The organism is Cellvibrio polysaccharolyticus, from assembly GCF_015182315.1.
Taxonomy (GTDB): Bacteria; Pseudomonadota; Gammaproteobacteria; order Pseudomonadales; family Cellvibrionaceae; genus Cellvibrio; species Cellvibrio polysaccharolyticus.
Genome location: NZ_PRDL01000001.1, coordinates 4,173,216 through 4,190,920, shown reverse-complemented (window position 1 = coordinate 4,190,920; position 17,705 = coordinate 4,173,216). Strand labels below are relative to the sequence as shown.

Below are 17,705 nucleotides of genomic sequence, written 5' to 3'. Positions count from 1 at the left end.
CGGGTTTTTTTATTACTCGTTAAGCAATCTGTCGGCAGCCAGGGCCAGGAACATAAAGTTGCTCGCTCCTCCGCCCAATACATATTCAGACTGCTGCCAGAGGAACGGGAAGTCTTTCAGTTCCGGAAAGTCCGGTGAGATAAGCGCCGTACCCACCACCACACCGCCCGGTATGTAACCATAATCCATCCGGTTGATACCGTAGGCAGAGGTTTTGGATTTGGCCCCCACGCCGGATGCATAAGACTGGTTGTTATTGCCCGGGTTGGTGCCCAATACGTAATGGACAATATTCAGCAGGTATTCCTTGCCGAACTCTTCCGGGAAGGCTTTGTGCAGGAAGTAGTGAGCCACGCCCTGATGTTGCAATGTCCAGCCACGACCCCACAGCTGCATCTCAAACGACAAGCCGTAAGGCGTGTCTTTCATGCCGGTTTCAATGTCGTTATAAAAACTGGCCGCCTGGGTGCGCATGGTGGCGGTAAAGTCAGTGTCGTTCAGCTGATGTACAATCCGCGCTACCACCCACCCGACCGTGCGGAACTCCTGTTCGATATAGGCGCGCTCTGATAGCAGAAAATCCTTGTACTCCTGCTGATTGGTGGTGCGGTACAACTCTACTGCGGCACGAATGCGGTTGCTGCGCGCGTTGTTGTTATCCACAGTGCGCTCAACACGCCAGAGTTCGGTGGCCGCCTTGAGGGCATCATCAGCCATTTTGGGGTTGAAGTTACGCATTGGGCCAACGCTCGCGGCGATGTCGCCAATCACGCGGTATTCCCGGGTGGGGTTATTTTCGGTAAATAGCCAGCGGTCATCCGGTACGCCGGAATGGGTTGCGGTGCGTTCATTCGGTTGCAGCGTTGCGTCATAAATCAGGTTGTCGGTCTGGCCGGAAAAATCACCGCCCATTACATACTGGCTCAGCGTGGGTACGATAATGCCGCGATACAAACGCCCCAGCGCCTGATAACCGCCAACCACGGTCAGCAAACCGTGTTCGATTTGTTGCAGCACGTCCGGCTTGCCGTCCGGCTCGCGCAATTCCACCAGACGCATATTCTGGTCAATCAGAGTGTTGTCATGCTGAATACCGAATTCATCATAGACGGCACTGAGGATAAAAATTTCACCCGCCTGCGACTCAATCCGGAAATCTTCATCACCGGCATCGTACCAGCCGCCACGGGTCAGGCCGGGCACATGCTCACCGGATTTGAATCGGGTTAACGTAGATGGGCCTTGCACATAACCATCAAAATGATTGATGTTAACCGGCGCCATCAAGGCATCATCGCGGTGGCTGTCGTCGTGCCAGAGCTTGTACTTTTCTTTCACCCGCATGTGTCCCATCTGCACCGGCAGGAAATATTCCAGTGTGGGTTGCCAGACATTCTGATCGTAAACATTGGCGGCGATGCGGAAAGGTTTGCTGCGGGTGTCACCCAGCACCAGTTGGTACAGCCCTTCGTTGTTGATTTCAGAAAAATCAAAATGGTAATAGTGAAAACGTAAAAAATCGCCGTAGCTGGCGAGCGGTTTGTCGAGCACGGTTTGATGCTTGCCGCTGCTATCCAGGCGTTGCAATTGCATTCTGGTTGGCACCTTGTCCAGCGGGTCGGTTTCAATCACCGCGACTTTTTGCTGGCTCGGGTGATAACCCACCATGGAATGCTGGATCACCGGTGGTGCGACCCAGTTTTTAATGACGTTGGGTTTGATCGTCCAATGGATGGCATTTTTAGTAGCACCGGCAGCCACCTGGCTGCGCACCACAAACCAGCCGTTCTGATGTTGCACACGGCCATCGAGCAATTGCAAATCGCCGGTGTGGCTTTCAATAACGACCCGCAGTTCTTCCGACTCCGGCGCCACCGCCAGGCGTTTGCCCTGGGCGATAGGCGCTGGCAAGGTGCGGTGATTGTCCAGCGGCACCAGACCTTTGGCATCACCGGTTTGTACTATTTGCGGATCCAGCGGTTTACGGCTATCGACGGCAACGCCGTAAGGCTGGCGCGGGAAGATGCCGTTGCTGTTATCCATATACCAGCTTTTGCCAAACAGATCGGCCGGGTAAAGCTCAAGGTTAAAACCGACATCGCCAACAAAGGCATCCGGCAGCGGCTGGTCCAGATCGATATACACATGGATCTGTTCGCCATCGGTATTCACGCGCATGGTGTAGGTGAGTTTCAGGTCGGGATAAAGAATCGGGTTAAAGCCGACCTGATTTTGTTTTTCATCCGGGTAGGCCAGGCGTGCGCGAATTTCACCGCGCTCGTGATCCACCTCGCGGGAAATCAATGCCGGGGTTGGCGACCACTGGCCGGGCGACGGCTCAAGACGCAAATCACCGTTGCTGGCAATACGGGTGCCATGGCTGACCATGATCAGGCCGCTTTGCCGGCTCTCGGGGTAAGTGTCGGAAAATGCCATCACGCCAACGCCGCGCTGTTGGAAATAGTCGCGCTCGTTAAGCACGAAGCGATCTCCGCTTGCCGCCGGGTTGGCAGATGATGTCGACTTGTCAGAAGCAGGTGCCGTGCAACCCAGTAATAAACCGGCGATGCAGGCAGAGGTAAATGCAGAACGAACTAAATTCATAACAAGGCCTTTCTAATGATTATAGGTGCACCCTGAAACAGGTTTGCAGTGGCGTTCAGGCCAACGCTGTTAACGAGCTGGCCGATTCAAATACTGGCGCCGGGTTTCCCTGCCGTAAACACCAGTGCGGCTTGAGCTGACTGTAAATTCTCGCGGGCGGTGCCACGAGGCGCCTCTTCAAAACGGCTGTTTTTATATTCCACTCACGCAGGATTATTGCCCACGTCAAAGTGTAAGCCGTTGAATACTCCCTCTTTATTGGACGCGTTATGTTTTTATACAGCTCGGACCGGGGCTGATGATAGCGCTTTCACCGCGTCACTCCCGGCATAAAAAGACGAAACTTTACCCCCGCCTCATCTATCTTAACGCCGCTATGCAATCGCTTACGCTGTGGCATATGTGTCAACTTTAAAAGTGCGGAAAAGGGCGCGGCCATCAATCTCAAGGCCCGCTGACCGGGGGAGAAAAATAGCCTGGTCGAGGCGAGGGCACGGCGGCTTTTTTTTCAGGATTTGTTCAAGGTCCTGGCAATAACTGGCAAGATACACGCCTGTGTTGGCCACCCGGGTTTGGCCATCTGTAAAAGGGATAGGTAGCACCATGGTTGACAGAGTATCGGACGAAGGCACCGGCGGTTGGCGGGAAAAATACCTCGACTTGCTGGACGAGCACGAAGTGCTGGAGCACCGCAGCAGCGAGCAGCTGTATTTGCTCACCCGTGCATTGGTGCGCGTCAGTATTTCTGCCGATGGCCAGGATCAGGATCTGGATGCCGCGCTGGAGCGCCTGCGGGATAACTTGCGCCGCGGCGACCTTGCCGATTTACCGGCATTGCTGGAGCGTGTCGATAATGCCTTGCTGGGATTTGAAGAACAGCGCAACCAGCACTGGACAGCGATTGCCGCCGGTTTGAATGACACCATTAAACCGCTGCAAACCCTGTCACTGTCGCGCTCGATCAACGACCGCATTCAACAGTTCTCCGCCCGCATTCCTGAAGACGTTAAACAATTTCATGCCTACCCGGCATTACTCAAAGCCCTGTCATTAATTTATGACGAAGTGGTTGAGCAGTTGCGCACGCCGGATACCGGCTTGATCGGGAAAATATTCGGACGCCCGGCATCGGCTGCCAGCGCCAGCAAAGATGAGTCTTTGGTTGAGAAAGATGAACCTTCCGTTGAGATAGCAACCGTTTCCATTGATGAACCTGCCGACGCGCCGGTGATCGCGGTACCGGCGCCCACGCTGACTGTACTGGCCGAAAAAATCCACCGCATTCTGACCCGGCTACTCGACACCTTGTATGTGCCGGACAACCTGCAACCCCGCTCGCAGGAATTGCGCTTGCGCTTGACGGGTGGCGAATCCGAAGAAGCTTTGCTGGCCACGATTGAAACCACCGGCCAGTTGATCAGTGAGGCCTCGCTGGCGGCCAACGAAGCCTTTACCACCTACCTCACCTCGGTTAACCAGGAACTGACAGATATTTATGCGGTGATTGGCGGTGAAGCAGAACGGCAACAATCGCTCGAAGCCGCCGCGCAGCAGTGGCAGGAATCCATGCTGAATGACATGTCGGATCTGGAAAAAAACAGCCAGGATGCTTCGGATTTAAACCAATTGAAATCGTTGGTGAATTCCCGTCTGGGCAACATCCGTCAGGCCTTGAAAAATTATCAGCAAAGTGAACAGCAGCAGAAAAAAATGTCCGGCCAGTTACAGGAACTGGCCAAGCGCATTCGCGCCATGGAAGTAGAGGCAGAAAAAAATCGCACCGCATTGGAAAAGCATCGCCACAAAGCGTTACATGATCCGTTAACCGGTTTGCCCAACCGCGAAGCTTATAACGAACGTATCAGCAACGAATATCAGCGCTGGTTGCGTTATCGCCACCCGTTAACCGTAGCGATTTGCGACCTCGATCATTTCAAAAAAATTAACGATAATTTTGGCCATCAGGCCGGTGACCGGGTGTTGCGATTTATCAGCCGTTCCATTTCAAAGCGGTTGCGCGAAATTGATTTCTTTGGCCGGATTGGCGGCGAGGAATTTGTTTTTATTATGCCGGACACCACCCGCGATCAGGCCTTTGTGGTGCTTGAAAAAATACGCTCATCCATTGCCGCAACCGAATTCAACTACAAGAACGAACCCATGCCGATCACCCTGTCAATTGGCATCACCCAGCTGATTGAAGGCGACCGCACCGAAACCGCGATGGGCCGTGCCGACGTTGCGCTTTATCAGGCGAAAAATGCCGGCCGCAATCGCTGCCAGATTTTGTAACGTTGTAATTTTTTATTATTGCCGAGTTCGCCTGCATGATCCTTGCGCTAGCCATTTTTGTTCTTACTTTAACGCTGGTGATCTGGCAACCCAAAGGGCTCGGTATTGGCTGGAGTGCCGGTTTGGGGGCGGCGCTGGCGATGTTGGCCGGGGTGGTTTCCTGGCAGGATATTCCGGCGGTGTGGCACATTGTGTGGAATGCGACCGCCACCTTTATTGCCATTATCATCATCAGTTTACTGCTCGACGAAGCCGGTTTTTTTGAATGGATTGCGCTGCATGTTGTGCGCTGGGCAGGCGGTGGCGGCCGCAAATTATTTACCTTTGTTATTTTACTGGGCGCGGTGGTTTCTGCCTTTTTTAATAATGACGGTGCGGCTTTGATTCTCACGCCTATTGTTATTGCGGTGCTTATCGCTTTGCGCTTTTCAGCGGCAACCACGCTGGCTTTTGTGATGGCGGCCGGGTTTGTGGCGGATACCGGTAGCTTGCCGCTGATTATTTCCAACCTCGTTAATATTATTTCTGCAGACTTTTTTGCCATCAGCTTCAGTGAATACGCCGCGGTTATGGTGCCGGTCAATCTGGTCAGTGTGCTGGCAAGCTGGGGCATGCTCTACTGGTTTTTTCGCAAGGATTTACCGGCGGTTTACCAACTGGAGCGGGTGCCGCAGGCGTCCAGCGTGATTCGTGATCGCGGTACTTTTATTGCCGGCTGGTACGTGCTTGCTTTGCTGCTGGCAGGTTTTTTTCTGGTGGAGCCAACCGGTATTCCGGTCAGTGCCGTTGCCGCCATTGGCGCATTGGTATTGCTGGCGATTGCTGCAAAAAATCGCATCATCTCGCCGCGAAAAATTATTGCGCACACGCCCTGGCAAATTATTATTTTTTCGCTGGGCATGTATCTGGTGGTTTACGGTTTACGCAACGTGGGTGTAACGGATTATGTAACCCGTGTGCTGGATTGGTCAGCGCAGGGCGGTATTTGGGGCGCTGCCCTGGTGACCGGTTTTATGGCAGCCTTCCTGTCTTCCATCATGAATAATTTACCGGCGGTGCTGACCGGCGCTCTGGCGATTGACTCCAGCCAGGCAACCGGGCTGGTGCGCGACGCCATGGTCTATGCCAACGTTATCGGTTGCGACCTCGGCCCGAAAATAACCCCCATCGGCAGTCTTGCTACCTTGATATGGCTGCATGTGCTGGCCCGTAAAAATATTCTGGTCGGCTGGGGGTATTATTTCCGTGTTGGTATCGTGTTAACCCTGCCGGTATTGCTCGTCACACTGGTTGCGCTGGCGTTGCGTTTATCCATTGCCGCCTGACTTGCAGGAAGATTTTTTAATTCGGCCTTTCGGAAAAACGTTCTACTAAAAAATCAATAAACAGCCGCACCTTCGCTGCGAGGTAACGCTGTTGCGGGTAAACCGCCCAGACACCGGTATCCGGTAATTGGTAGTGATCCAGCACCGATTGCAGTTGCCCGGTGGCGAGATATTCATTCACGTAATAGTCCGGCAACTGTGCAAGGCCAATGCCTTTCAGTGCCGCATCGAGAATGGCCGGGCCGGCGTTGGCTTGCCAGTTGCCGGCAACCACCAGTTCACGACGCTGGCCTTTATCCTGAAATAGCCAATGCTCCCGAGAACCTATCAGGCAATTATGTTGCTGTAATTCTGCCAGCGTGTGCGGTTGCGGTTTGCGGGCGAAGTAGGCCGGTGAACCCACCACATATTCGCGCCGGTCACAGAGGCGGCGTGCCACCAGCGTTGATTCTTTCAGAACGCCCATACGAATGGCTACGTCAAATCCTTCCTCAATCAATTCCACCTGGCGGTTGGTAAAATTCATACTGACGCGCAGCCGCGGATAACGGGTGTGGAAATCATTCACCAGCGGGGCGATATAACGTTCACCAAAGGTAGTGGCCGCGGTGATGCGCAGCAGGCCGGTAGGGCTGCTTTGCTGGTGATCCAGTAATTGTTCAGCCTCGCGAAAACCTTCAAATAGCTGGCGGCAGCGTTCGTAATACAAGGTGCCGCTATCGGTCAGGCGAATCTGCCGCGTAGTGCGATACAGCAACTGGCTGCCGAGCTGTTGTTCCAGTTGGCTGACCAGGCGGCTAATATGCGAGGCGGATACCTGTAAATGTTGCGCGGCAGCGGTAAAGCCACCCAGACGCACCACCTCGACAAACGCTTCAATTCGTTCCCAGCGCTTCATTGTTGCTCCTCAGCAATAATCTTGTTCCTGAAAGCCTATTTATTCATCATTATGGAATAGTCTACACTGCTCAGCATGTAATCGCTGCAGGCCTGGTGCTTGCCCGTTAACCACAAACTTTGGAGAGATGCGCTATGAAATCACGCGCCGCCGTGGCCCTGGCCGCAGGAAAACCCCTCGAACTTGCTGAAATTGACGTGCAAGGCCCCAAAGCCGGCGAAGTGCTGGTGCGCATTGTTGCTACCAGCGTTTGTCATACCGATGCTTACACCTTGTCCGGTGCTGACCCGGAAGGCGTATTCCCGGCGGTACTCGGCCACGAAGGTGCCGGTATTGTGGAAGAAGTCGGCCCGGGCGTTACCAGCCTGAAGCCGGGCGATCATGTTATTCCGCTTTACACCGCCGAGTGTGGCAAATGTAAATTCTGTCTGTCGGGCAAAACCAACCTTTGCGGTTCGGTGCGCGCCACCCAGGGCAAAGGCCTGATGCCGGACTCTACCAGCCGCTTCTCGCTGGAAGGCAAGCCACTGTTCCATTACATGGGCACCTCGACGTTTTCTGAATACACCGTCTTGCCGGAAGTATCGCTGGCCAAAGTTTCCAAAGAAGCCCCGCTGGATAAAATCTGCCTGCTGGGTTGTGGTGTTACCACCGGCATTGGTGCGGTGTTGAACACCGCCAAAGTCACCCCCGGTTCTACCGTTGCCGTGTTTGGTCTGGGCGCCATTGGTCTGGCAGTCATTCAGGGCGCGTTGATGGCGAAAGCGGCGCGCATCATCGCCATTGATGTAAACCCGGATAAGTTTGAATTGGCTCGCCAGTTTGGCGCTACCGATTTTGTAAACCCGAAAGACCACGGCGCACCGATTCAACAAGTGATTGTGGACATGACCGATGGCGGTGTGGATTACTCCTTTGAATGTATTGGCAACGTAAACGTTATGCGCTCGGCGCTTGAGTGCTGCCATAAAGGTTGGGGCGAGTCGATCATCATCGGCGTTGCCGGTGCCGGCCAGGAAATTTCTACCCGTCCGTTCCAGCTGGTCACCGGTCGCGTATGGAAAGGTTCTGCATTCGGTGGTGTAAAAGGCCGCAGCCAATTGCCAGGTTATGTGGAGCAATACATGCGTGGTGAAATCAAAATTGATGAATTCATTACCCACGATATGCCGTTTGACCAAATCAATCATGCTTTTGATTTGTTGCACGAAGGTAAAAGTATCCGCACCGTATTGCACTTCTGATGCCGGTGTACGCTTGTTAATTTGATTTGTACCTTTGGCGGGCTCGTAATTGACCCGCCCTTTTTATTTAAGGAGACAGCGATATGTCCACAGACAGTTCTCTGACTTTAATTTCTGCTGTGCGCACCTTTGGTGGCTGGCTGAAACGTTACAAACATCAATCGCGCACGCTCAACTGCGAGATGATCTTTGCCATCTATTTGCCGCCGCAGGCAGAAACTGCCAGCGTACCTTTATTGTGGTGGTTGTCCGGCCTTACCTGTAACGATGAAAATTTTTCGCAAAAAGCCGGCGCGCATCGCGTTGCGGCAGAGCTGGGCATGGCGATTATTTGCCCGGACACCAGCCCGCGCGGTTCGGACTTTCCAGGTGAACATGACAGTTACGATTTTGGTAGCGGCGCCGGGTTTTATGTAAACGCCACCCGCGAGCCATGGAGCAAACATTACCGCATGTACGACTACATCAATGAAGAATTGCCGCAGCTGGTACGCGCGCATTTTCCATTGAATGGTCGCGAATCTATCAGTGGCCATTCCATGGGCGGGCACGGCGCGCTGGTGTTGGCGTTGCGCAACCCCGGTCGGTTTGCCTCTGTGTCGGCGTTTGCACCGATTGTTCATCCCGGCCAATGTCCATGGGGCGAAAAAGCGTTTAGCGGGTATCTCGGTGATGATCGTGAAAGTTGGAAGGCTTATGACGCTTGCGAACTGATTGCCAAAGACACCGCCAAACAACCGCTGCTGGTTGACCAGGGCGAGGCGGATAATTTTCTGGTTGAGCAATTAAAACCGGAGTTGCTGGAGCAGGTATGCCGTGAGCATAATTACCCGCTGACATTGCGCCGTCAGCCGGGTTATGACCACAGTTATTATTTTATTGCGACTTTTATCGAAGAGCATTTGCGTTATCACGCGGAGCATTTGTTTAAGGTTTAAGGTTTAAGGTTTAAGGTTTAAGGTTTAAGGTTTAAGGTTTAAGGTTTAAGGTTTAAGGTTTTTTTGGCATGCCTCCGGAGAGATAGTACTCCGCCATCCGTTTGGTGCCCGTTTAACTGCTTCGAAAACGCATAAATCCTTCCCTGGAGCTCCCGCAAGCCAACGGCAACTGTTCCTACGTTGCTCTAACTCCCTCCATCCCTGGAGGTCGTCCATGGCTTGCAAGGTTTCGAAGCAGTTAAACGGACACCAAACTCGCAATGATCCTCTGGCCAGGCTTTAAAACCTACTGAATAAAACACAGCAGTAGAGTTTTTTCGCCGACGTTTTTGTATCGTTATTTCGGCAATACTTTTCTGCTTTCTGCTTTCTGCTTTCTGCTTTCTGCTTTCTGCTTTCTGCTTTCTGCTTTCTGCTTTCTGCTTTCTGCTTTCTGCTTTCTGCTTTCTGCTTTCTGCTTTCTGCTTTCTGCTTTCTGCTTTAGCACTTTTTGTTTTCAATCTTTAATTTGGCACCATGCAAGTTTGGTGTCCGCCTGACCATTTCGAAACCTTGCAAGCCAGGGATGGCTTGCGGGAGCTCCAGGGAAGGATTTATGCGTTTTCGAAATGGTCAGGTGGATGCCAAACGGACAGACTAACTCCATTCTTTTTGCCAGAACCGAAAACAAAAAGCCGCGATAGAACCTCTCCTATCGCGGCTTTTATCAATCGTTAATTACCGAACAATCAAGCAGGTGTTTTATGCAACTCCTGCAATTCATCGTGCACTGCAATAACATGATTCGCCATGCTATGAGCCAGCTCAAGCTCGCCGATAAATACCTGGCCGGCTTTTTCCTTCAGCAACAACTGCCCCTCTTCTTCACTGTAACAGCGTGCCACCGAGCGAATATGCGGGTTGAGTGTGTAGGAAAACTCCAGCATCTTGCGCGCGGCAAAGGTATCAGCCAAACCGATAATCAACATCTCGGCGCGGGCGATATGCGCCTGAATCAGCGTAGCCGGATCGGAGCAATCGCCCACCACCGCGTGAATGCCTTTGGCTCGCAAGCTCTCCACAATCTCACGATTCTGATCAGCAACGACAAACGGAATACCTTTATCCAACAGAATCTGACCAATGCGACGGCCAACACGACCGTAACCGGCCAGCACAATGTGGTGGGTTACGTGATGGGTTTGCACGTTATTGGGCAGCTCGGCGAGCGGGTCATCCGGGCGCTCCAGCATACGGGCAAGGCGCGAGCGTGAGCGAATCCATTTTTGTGCCGGGTCAGACAGCTTGAACATTAACGGATTGAGCGCGATGGAAATAATCGCACCGGCGAGAATCAGGCTTTGTCCTTCCATGGGTAACAACCCCAGCGAGGCGCCAAGGCTGGCCAGAATAAAAGAGAATTCGCCGATCTGCGCCAGACTCACGGAAACGGTAATGGCAGTATTAAGCGGGTAGCGGAACAGCAACACCAGGCCAAAGGCGGCGATGGATTTACCGAACACAATAATGCCAACCACCGCCAACACATGCAGCGGCTCTTCTACCAGCACTTGCGGGTCAAACAGCATTCCCACGGAAACAAAGAACAGCACCGCGAAGGCGTCGCGTAATGGCAGCGATTCCTCGGCGGCACGATGGCTGAGTTTGGATTCGCGCAACACCATGCCGGCGAAGAAGGCGCCCAGTGCAAATGAAACGCCGAACAACGAGGTAGAGCCGTAAGCAATACCTACCGCCGCGGCGATAACGCAAAGCGTAAAGAGTTCGCGGGAACCGGTGCGGGCAACCTGCCACAACAGCCAGGGGAAAAAGCGACGGCCTACCACCAGCATCAGCGCGATGAAAATGGAAACCTGGGCGAGGGTATACACCAGCGTCATCCACAGGTTGCCGGATACGCCGGTGCCATCGTCTTTTAGCAGGCCAGCCATGGGCGGTAGTAACACCAGCACCAGTACCATCACCAGATCTTCCACCACCAGCCAGCCTACCGCGATGCGGCCGTTAACCGTGTCGAGAATGCCGCGTGATTCCAGGGCTTTGAGCAGTACCACGGTACTGGCGCACGACAAGGCGAGGCCAAATACCAGGCCGGAACCAAGACTCCAGCCCCACAGGTGTGCAACGGCGGCGCCGAGCAGGGTGGCGACGGTGATTTGCACCACCGCGCCGGGCAGGGCGATGCGTTTTACGGATAGCAGATCGTTCAATGAGAAGTGCAGGCCGACCCCGAACATCAGCAGCATAACGCCGATTTCTGCCAGCTGACCTGCCAGTTCCAGGTCAGCGACGAAGCCGGGGGTGGATGGCCCGATGACGATACCCGCCAACAAATAGCCCAGCAATACCGGAAGTTTAAGACGGGCGGCGATAAAGCCGAAAATCAGTGACAAACCAAGGCCGGCGGCAATGGTGGTAATCAGGGAAATATCATGCGGCATAGATTTCCTCCAGGTTGTACATCACTGACCCGTGGTGTGAGGCGGCAGCAAGTGGGTAAACGGAACGATGTGCGTCAGATGGCAGTCGGCAGAAGGGGCGTCGGCAGGTGAGTGCTGTCATCGGCAAAGACAGCAGTGTATGACGAATAAAAAAAAGCCTGCAAGCCCCGAAAAGGAGTTTTTAAGCAGGATTCAGGCCAGCCTTCCCTTGTGCAAGGCCTTATGAAAACGTTTGCAAAAAAGCCAGGGCGACAAGTTACAGCATAAGTTGCCGCATGGGGGATAATTTAGTGTGCATTTTGAAGAAGATAGCGAATTGTCTGATATTAATTGGCGATGCTGATCCAGCGCGGGAAAAGTTAATCGGTCAAAACATGTAAACGGTTACAGTTTGGCGCGCTGCGGTTTTCGTTCGCTCGGTTATCCCGCAGGCGGCAGGGGTTTGGTGGGCAGAGGAAACCTTTGAGTCAACATTGCCGGCAAGTTTACCCATTCTTTACGGTATTTCCTGGCAAAGCGCCGGTGGCGTGCTTGCCCGGCTCCGCTCTTTTGCGGTAATCTTTGGCAAAGATTATATTATATGATTAATTGGTCGTCATGATGCCATCCGGTACCGATACAAGGCCTTGCCGCGCCGTGGTTCAGGCGCGCAATCCCGGATAAGGCGTGCGGGCATCGCTCAGCGGTCAATTTAAGTGAGACCCGATGTCTGACAATAACAATGAAAAAAAGCCACTGCGATCCGCCATGTGGTTTGGCAGCCAGGATAAGAATGGCTTCATGTATCGCAGCTGGATGAAGAACCAGGGCATCCCGGATCACCATTTTGATGGCAGGCCGGTTATCGGCATCTGCAACACCTGGTCAGAGTTAACGCCTTGCAACGGGCATTTTCGCGAACTGGCCGAACGGGTCCGGCGCGGTGTGCTGGAGGCGGGCGGTGTGCCGGTAGAGTTTCCGGTGTTTTCCAGTGGTGAATCGAATTTGCGCCCCACCGCGATGTTAACGCGCAACCTGGTCTCCATGGATGTTGAAGAGTCCATCCGTGGTAATCCGATTGACGGTGTGGTGCTGCTGACGGGTTGTGACAAAACCACGCCGGCGCTATTGATGGGGGCGGCGAGTTGTAATTTGCCAACGCTGCTGGTCAGTGGCGGGCCGATGTTGAATGGCAAACATAAAGGCCGCGATGTTGGCTCCGGCACCCTGGTGTGGCGTTTGAGCGAGGAATACAAAGCCGGGCTGATTTCCATCCATGAATTTATGGATGCCGAGTCTGACATGTCACGCTCAACAGGTACCTGCAACACCATGGGCACGGCATCCACCATGGCCTGTATGGCTGAGGCATTGGGCGTGTCGCTACCGCACAACGCGGCAATTCCGGCGGTGGATTCGCGGCGAAACGCGCTGGCGTATCTGTCCGGTATGCGCATTGTCGACATGGTGCGGGAAAACCTGAAGTTATCGGAACTGCTCACGCGTGAGGCTTTTTTGAATGCCATTCGCGTAAATGCTGCCATTGGTGGTTCAACCAATGCGGTAATTCACCTGAAGGCAATTGCCGGGCGCATCGGGGTGGAGCTATCGTTGGATGACTGGCAGCGCTATGGGCAGGCCGTACCCACGCTGGTGAACTTGCAGCCATCCGGCCAGTATTTAATGGAAGATTTTTATTACGCCGGCGGTTTGCCAGCGGTGTTACGCCGCTTGGGCGAAGCGGGTTTGTTATTTAAAGAAACCCTGACCGCCAACGGCCAAAGCCTGTGGCAAAACAACCGCGATGCGCCTTGCCATAACGACGAGGTTATTTGTCCCTTGGCGCAGCCGCTGTGTCACAACGGGGGCATTTGTATTTTGCGCGGTAACCTCGCGCCACGCGGTGCCGTACTCAAGCCTTCGGCGGCAACACCGGCGTTGATGCAACACCGTGGCAAAGCGGTAGTGTTTGAAAGTTTTGACGACTATAAGACGCGCATTATGGACCCGGACCTGGAGGTAGATGCTACTTCGGTTCTGGTTATGAAAAATTGTGGACCGAAAGGCTATCCCGGGATGGCCGAAGTGGGCAATATGGGGCTGCCACCCAAATTACTGAAGCAGGGCGTTACTGACATGGTGCGTATTTCCGATGCGCGCATGAGTGGCACCGCTTTCGGTACGGTTGTTTTACATGTTGCTCCGGAGGCCATGGAATTGGGCCCGCTGGCGGCGGTGCAGAACGGAGACCTGATCTTTCTGGACGCTCACGCCGGTGTGCTGCAACTGGACGTTGCAGACGAGGTATTGCAAGCAAGATTGGCACAACTGAAAGCCGTACAGGTAACAAAAAAAACGGGTGGTTATCTGCAGCTGTACATTGATCATGTACTCCAGGCTGATGAAGGATGTGATTTTGAATTTCTGAAAGGTTGTCGCGGTGCCGAGGTACCGGCGCACTCTCATTAATCACACTTTCATGGTCGGCTGCGATTAAGAAACTTATAAATATAAGAGCCACCTTGCTATGAACATTAGTAACCGCTATCCCAGTTTGTTGGGAAAAACCGTGTTGATTACCGGCGGCGCGTCCGGAATAGGTGCCAATCTGGTAGAAGCGTTTTGCCGGCAGCAGGCCAGGGTTTCGTTTATTGATATCCGCGATGCTGCCGCCGAAAAACTGGTGAGATCGCTAAGCCAAATAGAAAATTGTACCGCTCCGGTTTTTTATCATTGCAACCTGCTGAATATTCCGCTGTTGCAGGAAACCATTGAAAAAGTGCGTAAAACTTCCGGGCCTGTCAGTGTGTTGATCAACAACGCCGCTAACGATACCCGCCACGATTTTCGCACCGTCACGGTGGATTATTGGGACGAGCGACTGGCGGTCAATTTGCGCCATCATTTTTTTGCGGCGCAGGCGGTTTATCCGCACATGCAACATTTGGGTGGTGGCTCAATCATTAATTTGGGCTCCATGAGCTGGTACGCAACCCAGGGCGGCATGCCGGGCTACACCAGCTCCAAGGCAGCCATTGAAGGGCTGACGCGCGGTCTGGCGCGTGACATGGGCGGCGATAATATTCGCGTTAATACGCTGGTGCCAGGCTGGGTCATGACCGAACGACAGCTGGCGATGCTGGCCAATGATAAAAGTGCAGCCACGATTCTTGATAATCAGTGTCTGAAAAAATCCGTGATGCCGGAAGACATCAGCGCAATGGCCTTGTTTCTGGCATCGGATGACAGCCGTCTTTGTACCGCGCAACATTTTATTGTGGACGGCGGCTGGATTTAAGCGTGGGCAGTCATAGTATTTTCAACGTATAGCAACGCCGGTTGCTGTGCGGATCAGAATAGCGAATAAAAAATTTCGATCATGCTATCAACGAGGACATAACGATGAAAAAAATTCTCAGCACACTGGTTGCTACTACGTTACTGGCCGGCAGTCTCAGCGCACAGGCTATCACCGTCGGCTTTTCCCAGGTGGGTTCCGAAAGTGGCTGGCGTACCAGCTTTTCCGAATCGGTAAAAGCCGAGGCAGAAAAACGCGGCATCACCCTGAAATTTTCCGACGCGCAGCAAAAGCAGGAAAACCAGATTAAAGCGGTGCGCAGTTTTATTGCCCAGCGTGTTGATGCCATTGTGATTGCCCCGGTGGTAGAAACCGGTTGGCAGCCGGTATTGATGGAAGCCAAACGCGCTCGTATTCCGGTGGTCATTGTTGATCGCAATGTGTCGGTTTCCGACCAATCCTTATACCTCACCCGCATCGCGCCCGACTTTGAACTGGAAGGTCAAAAAGCCGCTAACTGGCTGGTCGAAAAAACCGAAGGGCAGTGCAATGTCCTGGAGTTGCAGGGCACCGTAGGTTCCAGCGCCGCGATTGGCCGTATGAAAGGCTTTAACGATGTACTGAAACAAAACCCCGGCGTAAAAATTGTGCGCAGCCAGACCGCTGAATTCACCCGTGCCAAAGGCAAGGAAGTGATGGAAAGTTTGTTGAAAGCCGAAGGCGGTGGCAAAAATGTGTGTGCACTCTGGTCGCACAACGATGAAATGGCGCTCGGTGCTATTCAGGCCATTCGCGAAGCCGGTTTAAAACCCGGGGAAGATATTCTGGTGGTTTCTGTCGATGCGGTAGACGATGCCTTGAAAGCCATTGCCGATGGCAGCATCAACGTATCCGTTGAATTAAGTCCGCACCTTGGTGGCCCGGCGTTTGACGTGATTGAAGAACACCGCAAGGGTAAAAAAGAATTTGATAAATGGATTCGTATGGGTGGTGCGGTTTACACCAGCGAAAACGCTGCGCAGGAATTGGCTGCCCGTCAGGCCAAATAATTTGATTGCATGTTTAACGTCATGTTGTTGCGCGGGCGGTGATTTCGTCACTCACCGCTCGCGTAATAACGCGGTAGGGCTGTGCCTGGTACGCCGGGCAATTACATAAAAAGACGAACTTATGTCCCATTCCAATCCTGTTTTGCAATTGCAGGGCATCCACAAAAAATTCCCGGGCGTGCATGCGCTCAAAGGTGTTGATTTCAGTTTGCGCGCCGGAGAAATTCACGCGCTGCTGGGAGAAAATGGTGCCGGAAAATCCACCCTGATTAAAGTAATGACCGGTGTTTATCGTCGCGATGGCGGCAGTATTCGCCTCGACGGTCAGGAAATTTTTCCGACCAACACCGGTGATGCCCAGGCGCTGGGCATCAGCACTGTGTATCAGGAAGTTAACCTGCTGCCGAATCTGACGGTTGCGCAAAATATTTATTTGGGCCGTGAACCCAAACGCTGGGGCTTTATTGATTGGGCCACGGCCAACCGGAAAGCCGAAGACCTGTTGCGTGATTACGAGCTGGATATTGATGTCACCCAGCCGCTGTCGAGCTACTCCATCGCTGTGCAGCAGCTGATTGCAATTGCCCGTGGCGTGGACATCTCCGCTAAAGTATTAATTCTCGACGAGCCTACCGCCAGCCTGGATGCTGATGAAGTGCAATCCCTTTTTCGCATTATGCGCAGTTTGCGCGAGCGTGGTATCGGCATTGTATTTGTTACCCATTTTCTCGACCAGGTGTACGCGGTTTGCGATCGCATTACGATCTTGCGCAATGCCGAACTGGTGGGTGAATTTGAAGCCGCAACGCTGACGCGCCAGCAACTGGTCGGGCATATGCTTGGCAAGGAACTGGCAGCATTGGGCCAGCATAAACCGGCCGAATTGGATCGTCAGCAGCGCGACATTGCCTTGACGCTGGATGGCGTTGGCAAACCCGGCTCGCTGGAACCGGTTCATCTTAGCGTGGCGAAAGGCGAGGTCGTGGGGCTGGCCGGTTTGCTCGGCTCGGGTCGCACCGAATTATGCCGGTTGATTTTCGGCGTTGATAAAGCGCAAAGCGGCACCATCACCTTCAACGGCAAAGTGGTTCATTTGAAATCCCCCAAAGATGCGATGTTGCTCGGCATTGGTTTATGCCCGGAAGACCGCAAACACGATGGCATTCTTGGCCCCTTGTCGATTCGTGAAAATATTATGCTGGCGCAGCAAATCAAGCAGGGCTGGTGGCGATATATTCCCCATGCGCAGCAGGTCGCCATGGCTGAAAAAGCGGTGAAAGATTTATCGATCGCCACCTCGGATATCGAAAAACCGATTGAGCAACTCAGCGGTGGCAATCAGCAAAAAGTTATTCTCGGCCGCTGGCTGGCCGCCAATCCTTCCCTGCTTATTCTCGACGAGCCGACGCGTGGCATCGACATTGGTGCGCACGCGGAAATTATCCGTTTGATTCGCCAACTATGCGCGCAAGGCTTATCGCTGGTGGTGGCTTCTTCCGAGCTGGAAGAGTTGGTTGCTTTCAGTAATAAAGTGGTGGTGCTGCGTGATCACCGCAAAGTGGCCGAATTGCACGGCGACGATATTCATCCGCAGCGCATCATGCAAGCAATCGCTTCCGCCTGACCGGTTTTGTGAC

General features: G+C 53.4%; 12 protein-coding genes. 8 read left to right on the top strand and 4 right to left on the bottom strand.

Translation table 11 applies throughout. The features are described 5' to 3' along the window. Window positions 1–12 precede the first annotated feature (12 nt). Complete coding sequence (locus C4F51_RS17680; RefSeq protein ID WP_193912103.1) at window positions 13–2,604, bottom strand: glycoside hydrolase family 9 protein; 2,592 nt, start codon at window positions 2,602–2,604, stop codon at window positions 13–15. Window positions 2,605–3,207: 603 nt separating this feature from the next. Here C4F51_RS17680 and C4F51_RS17675 point away from each other — a divergent pair. Both C4F51_RS17675 and C4F51_RS17670 read left to right on the top strand, forming a co-directional pair. Further along, a complete protein-coding gene (locus tag C4F51_RS17675) occupies window positions 3,208–4,896 on the top strand; it encodes a sensor domain-containing diguanylate cyclase (protein WP_193912101.1) in 1,689 nt (562 codons plus the stop codon). A 35-nt stretch (window positions 4,897–4,931) separates the two neighbouring features. After that, window positions 4,932–6,221 carry an arsenic transporter gene (locus tag C4F51_RS17670; RefSeq protein WP_193912099.1) on the top strand — a complete coding sequence of 430 codons (1,290 nt, stop codon included), beginning with the start codon at window positions 4,932–4,934 and terminating at the stop codon, window positions 6,219–6,221. A gap of 16 nt (window positions 6,222–6,237) precedes the next feature. Here the strand turns inward: C4F51_RS17670 and C4F51_RS17665 are convergent, their stop codons facing one another. Continuing rightward, a complete protein-coding gene (locus C4F51_RS17665; RefSeq protein WP_193912097.1) occupies window positions 6,238–7,119 on the bottom strand; it encodes a LysR family transcriptional regulator in 882 nt (293 codons plus the stop codon). A 134-nt stretch (window positions 7,120–7,253) separates the two neighbouring features. On the opposite strand from C4F51_RS17665, the gene C4F51_RS17660 reads away from it, so the two are divergent. Then, complete coding sequence (locus C4F51_RS17660; protein WP_193912095.1) at window positions 7,254–8,363, top strand: S-(hydroxymethyl)glutathione dehydrogenase/class III alcohol dehydrogenase; 1,110 nt, start codon at window positions 7,254–7,256, stop codon at window positions 8,361–8,363. Window positions 8,364–8,446: 83 nt separating this feature from the next. Continuing rightward, window positions 8,447–9,301, top strand: a complete 855-nt coding sequence (gene fghA / locus C4F51_RS17655; protein WP_193912093.1) for an S-formylglutathione hydrolase — start codon at window positions 8,447–8,449, stop codon at window positions 9,299–9,301. A gap of 185 nt (window positions 9,302–9,486) precedes the next feature. Here fghA and C4F51_RS17650 read toward each other — a convergent pair whose 3' ends face one another. Beyond that, complete coding sequence (locus C4F51_RS17650; protein WP_193912091.1) at window positions 9,487–9,801, bottom strand: hypothetical protein; 315 nt, start codon at window positions 9,799–9,801, stop codon at window positions 9,487–9,489. Window positions 9,802–10,029: 228 nt separating this feature from the next. Next, complete coding sequence (gene ybaL / locus C4F51_RS17645) at window positions 10,030–11,742, bottom strand: YbaL family putative K(+) efflux transporter (protein ID WP_193912089.1); 1,713 nt, start codon at window positions 11,740–11,742, stop codon at window positions 10,030–10,032. A 705-nt stretch (window positions 11,743–12,447) separates the two neighbouring features. On the opposite strand from ybaL, the gene C4F51_RS17640 reads away from it, so the two are divergent. The 4 genes from C4F51_RS17640 to C4F51_RS17625 all read left to right on the top strand — a co-directional run bounded on the left by C4F51_RS17640 (window position 12,448) and on the right by C4F51_RS17625 (window position 17,692). Continuing rightward, window positions 12,448–14,190, top strand: coding sequence for an IlvD/Edd family dehydratase (locus tag C4F51_RS17640; RefSeq protein ID WP_193912087.1), 1,743 nt, complete (start codon window positions 12,448–12,450; stop codon window positions 14,188–14,190). Between the two features lie 58 nt (window positions 14,191–14,248). Then, window positions 14,249–15,019, top strand: coding sequence for an SDR family NAD(P)-dependent oxidoreductase (locus C4F51_RS17635; protein ID WP_193912085.1), 771 nt, complete (start codon window positions 14,249–14,251; stop codon window positions 15,017–15,019). A 104-nt stretch (window positions 15,020–15,123) separates the two neighbouring features. After that, a complete protein-coding gene (locus C4F51_RS17630; RefSeq protein ID WP_193912082.1) occupies window positions 15,124–16,068 on the top strand; it encodes an ABC transporter substrate-binding protein in 945 nt (314 codons plus the stop codon). Between the two features lie 121 nt (window positions 16,069–16,189). Continuing rightward, window positions 16,190–17,692, top strand: coding sequence for a sugar ABC transporter ATP-binding protein (locus C4F51_RS17625; protein ID WP_193912080.1), 1,503 nt, complete (start codon window positions 16,190–16,192; stop codon window positions 17,690–17,692). Window positions 17,693–17,705 lie beyond the last annotated feature (13 nt).

What these genes read in the sequence shown, in the direction of transcription:
- fghA (WP_193912093.1), top strand. Translation starts at nt 8,447, where the DNA reads ATGTCCACAGACAGTTCTCTGACTTTAATTTCTGCTGTGCGCACCTTT.
- C4F51_RS17625 (WP_193912080.1), top strand. Translation starts at nt 16,190, where the DNA reads ATGTCCCATTCCAATCCTGTTTTGCAATTGCAGGGCATCCACAAAAAA.
- C4F51_RS17675 (WP_193912101.1), top strand. Translation starts at nt 3,208, where the DNA reads ATGGTTGACAGAGTATCGGACGAAGGCACCGGCGGTTGGCGGGAAAAA.
- C4F51_RS17670 (WP_193912099.1), top strand. Translation starts at nt 4,932, where the DNA reads ATGATCCTTGCGCTAGCCATTTTTGTTCTTACTTTAACGCTGGTGATC.
- C4F51_RS17665 (WP_193912097.1), bottom strand. Translation starts at nt 7,119, where the DNA reads ATGAAGCGCTGGGAACGAATTGAAGCGTTTGTCGAGGTGGTGCGTCTG.
- ybaL (WP_193912089.1), bottom strand. Translation starts at nt 11,742, where the DNA reads ATGCCGCATGATATTTCCCTGATTACCACCATTGCCGCCGGCCTTGGT.
- C4F51_RS17660 (WP_193912095.1), top strand. Translation starts at nt 7,254, where the DNA reads ATGAAATCACGCGCCGCCGTGGCCCTGGCCGCAGGAAAACCCCTCGAA.
- C4F51_RS17630 (WP_193912082.1), top strand. Translation starts at nt 15,124, where the DNA reads ATGAAAAAAATTCTCAGCACACTGGTTGCTACTACGTTACTGGCCGGC.
- C4F51_RS17640 (WP_193912087.1), top strand. Translation starts at nt 12,448, where the DNA reads ATGTCTGACAATAACAATGAAAAAAAGCCACTGCGATCCGCCATGTGG.
- C4F51_RS17635 (WP_193912085.1), top strand. Translation starts at nt 14,249, where the DNA reads ATGAACATTAGTAACCGCTATCCCAGTTTGTTGGGAAAAACCGTGTTG.
- C4F51_RS17680 (WP_193912103.1), bottom strand. Translation starts at nt 2,604, where the DNA reads ATGAATTTAGTTCGTTCTGCATTTACCTCTGCCTGCATCGCCGGTTTA.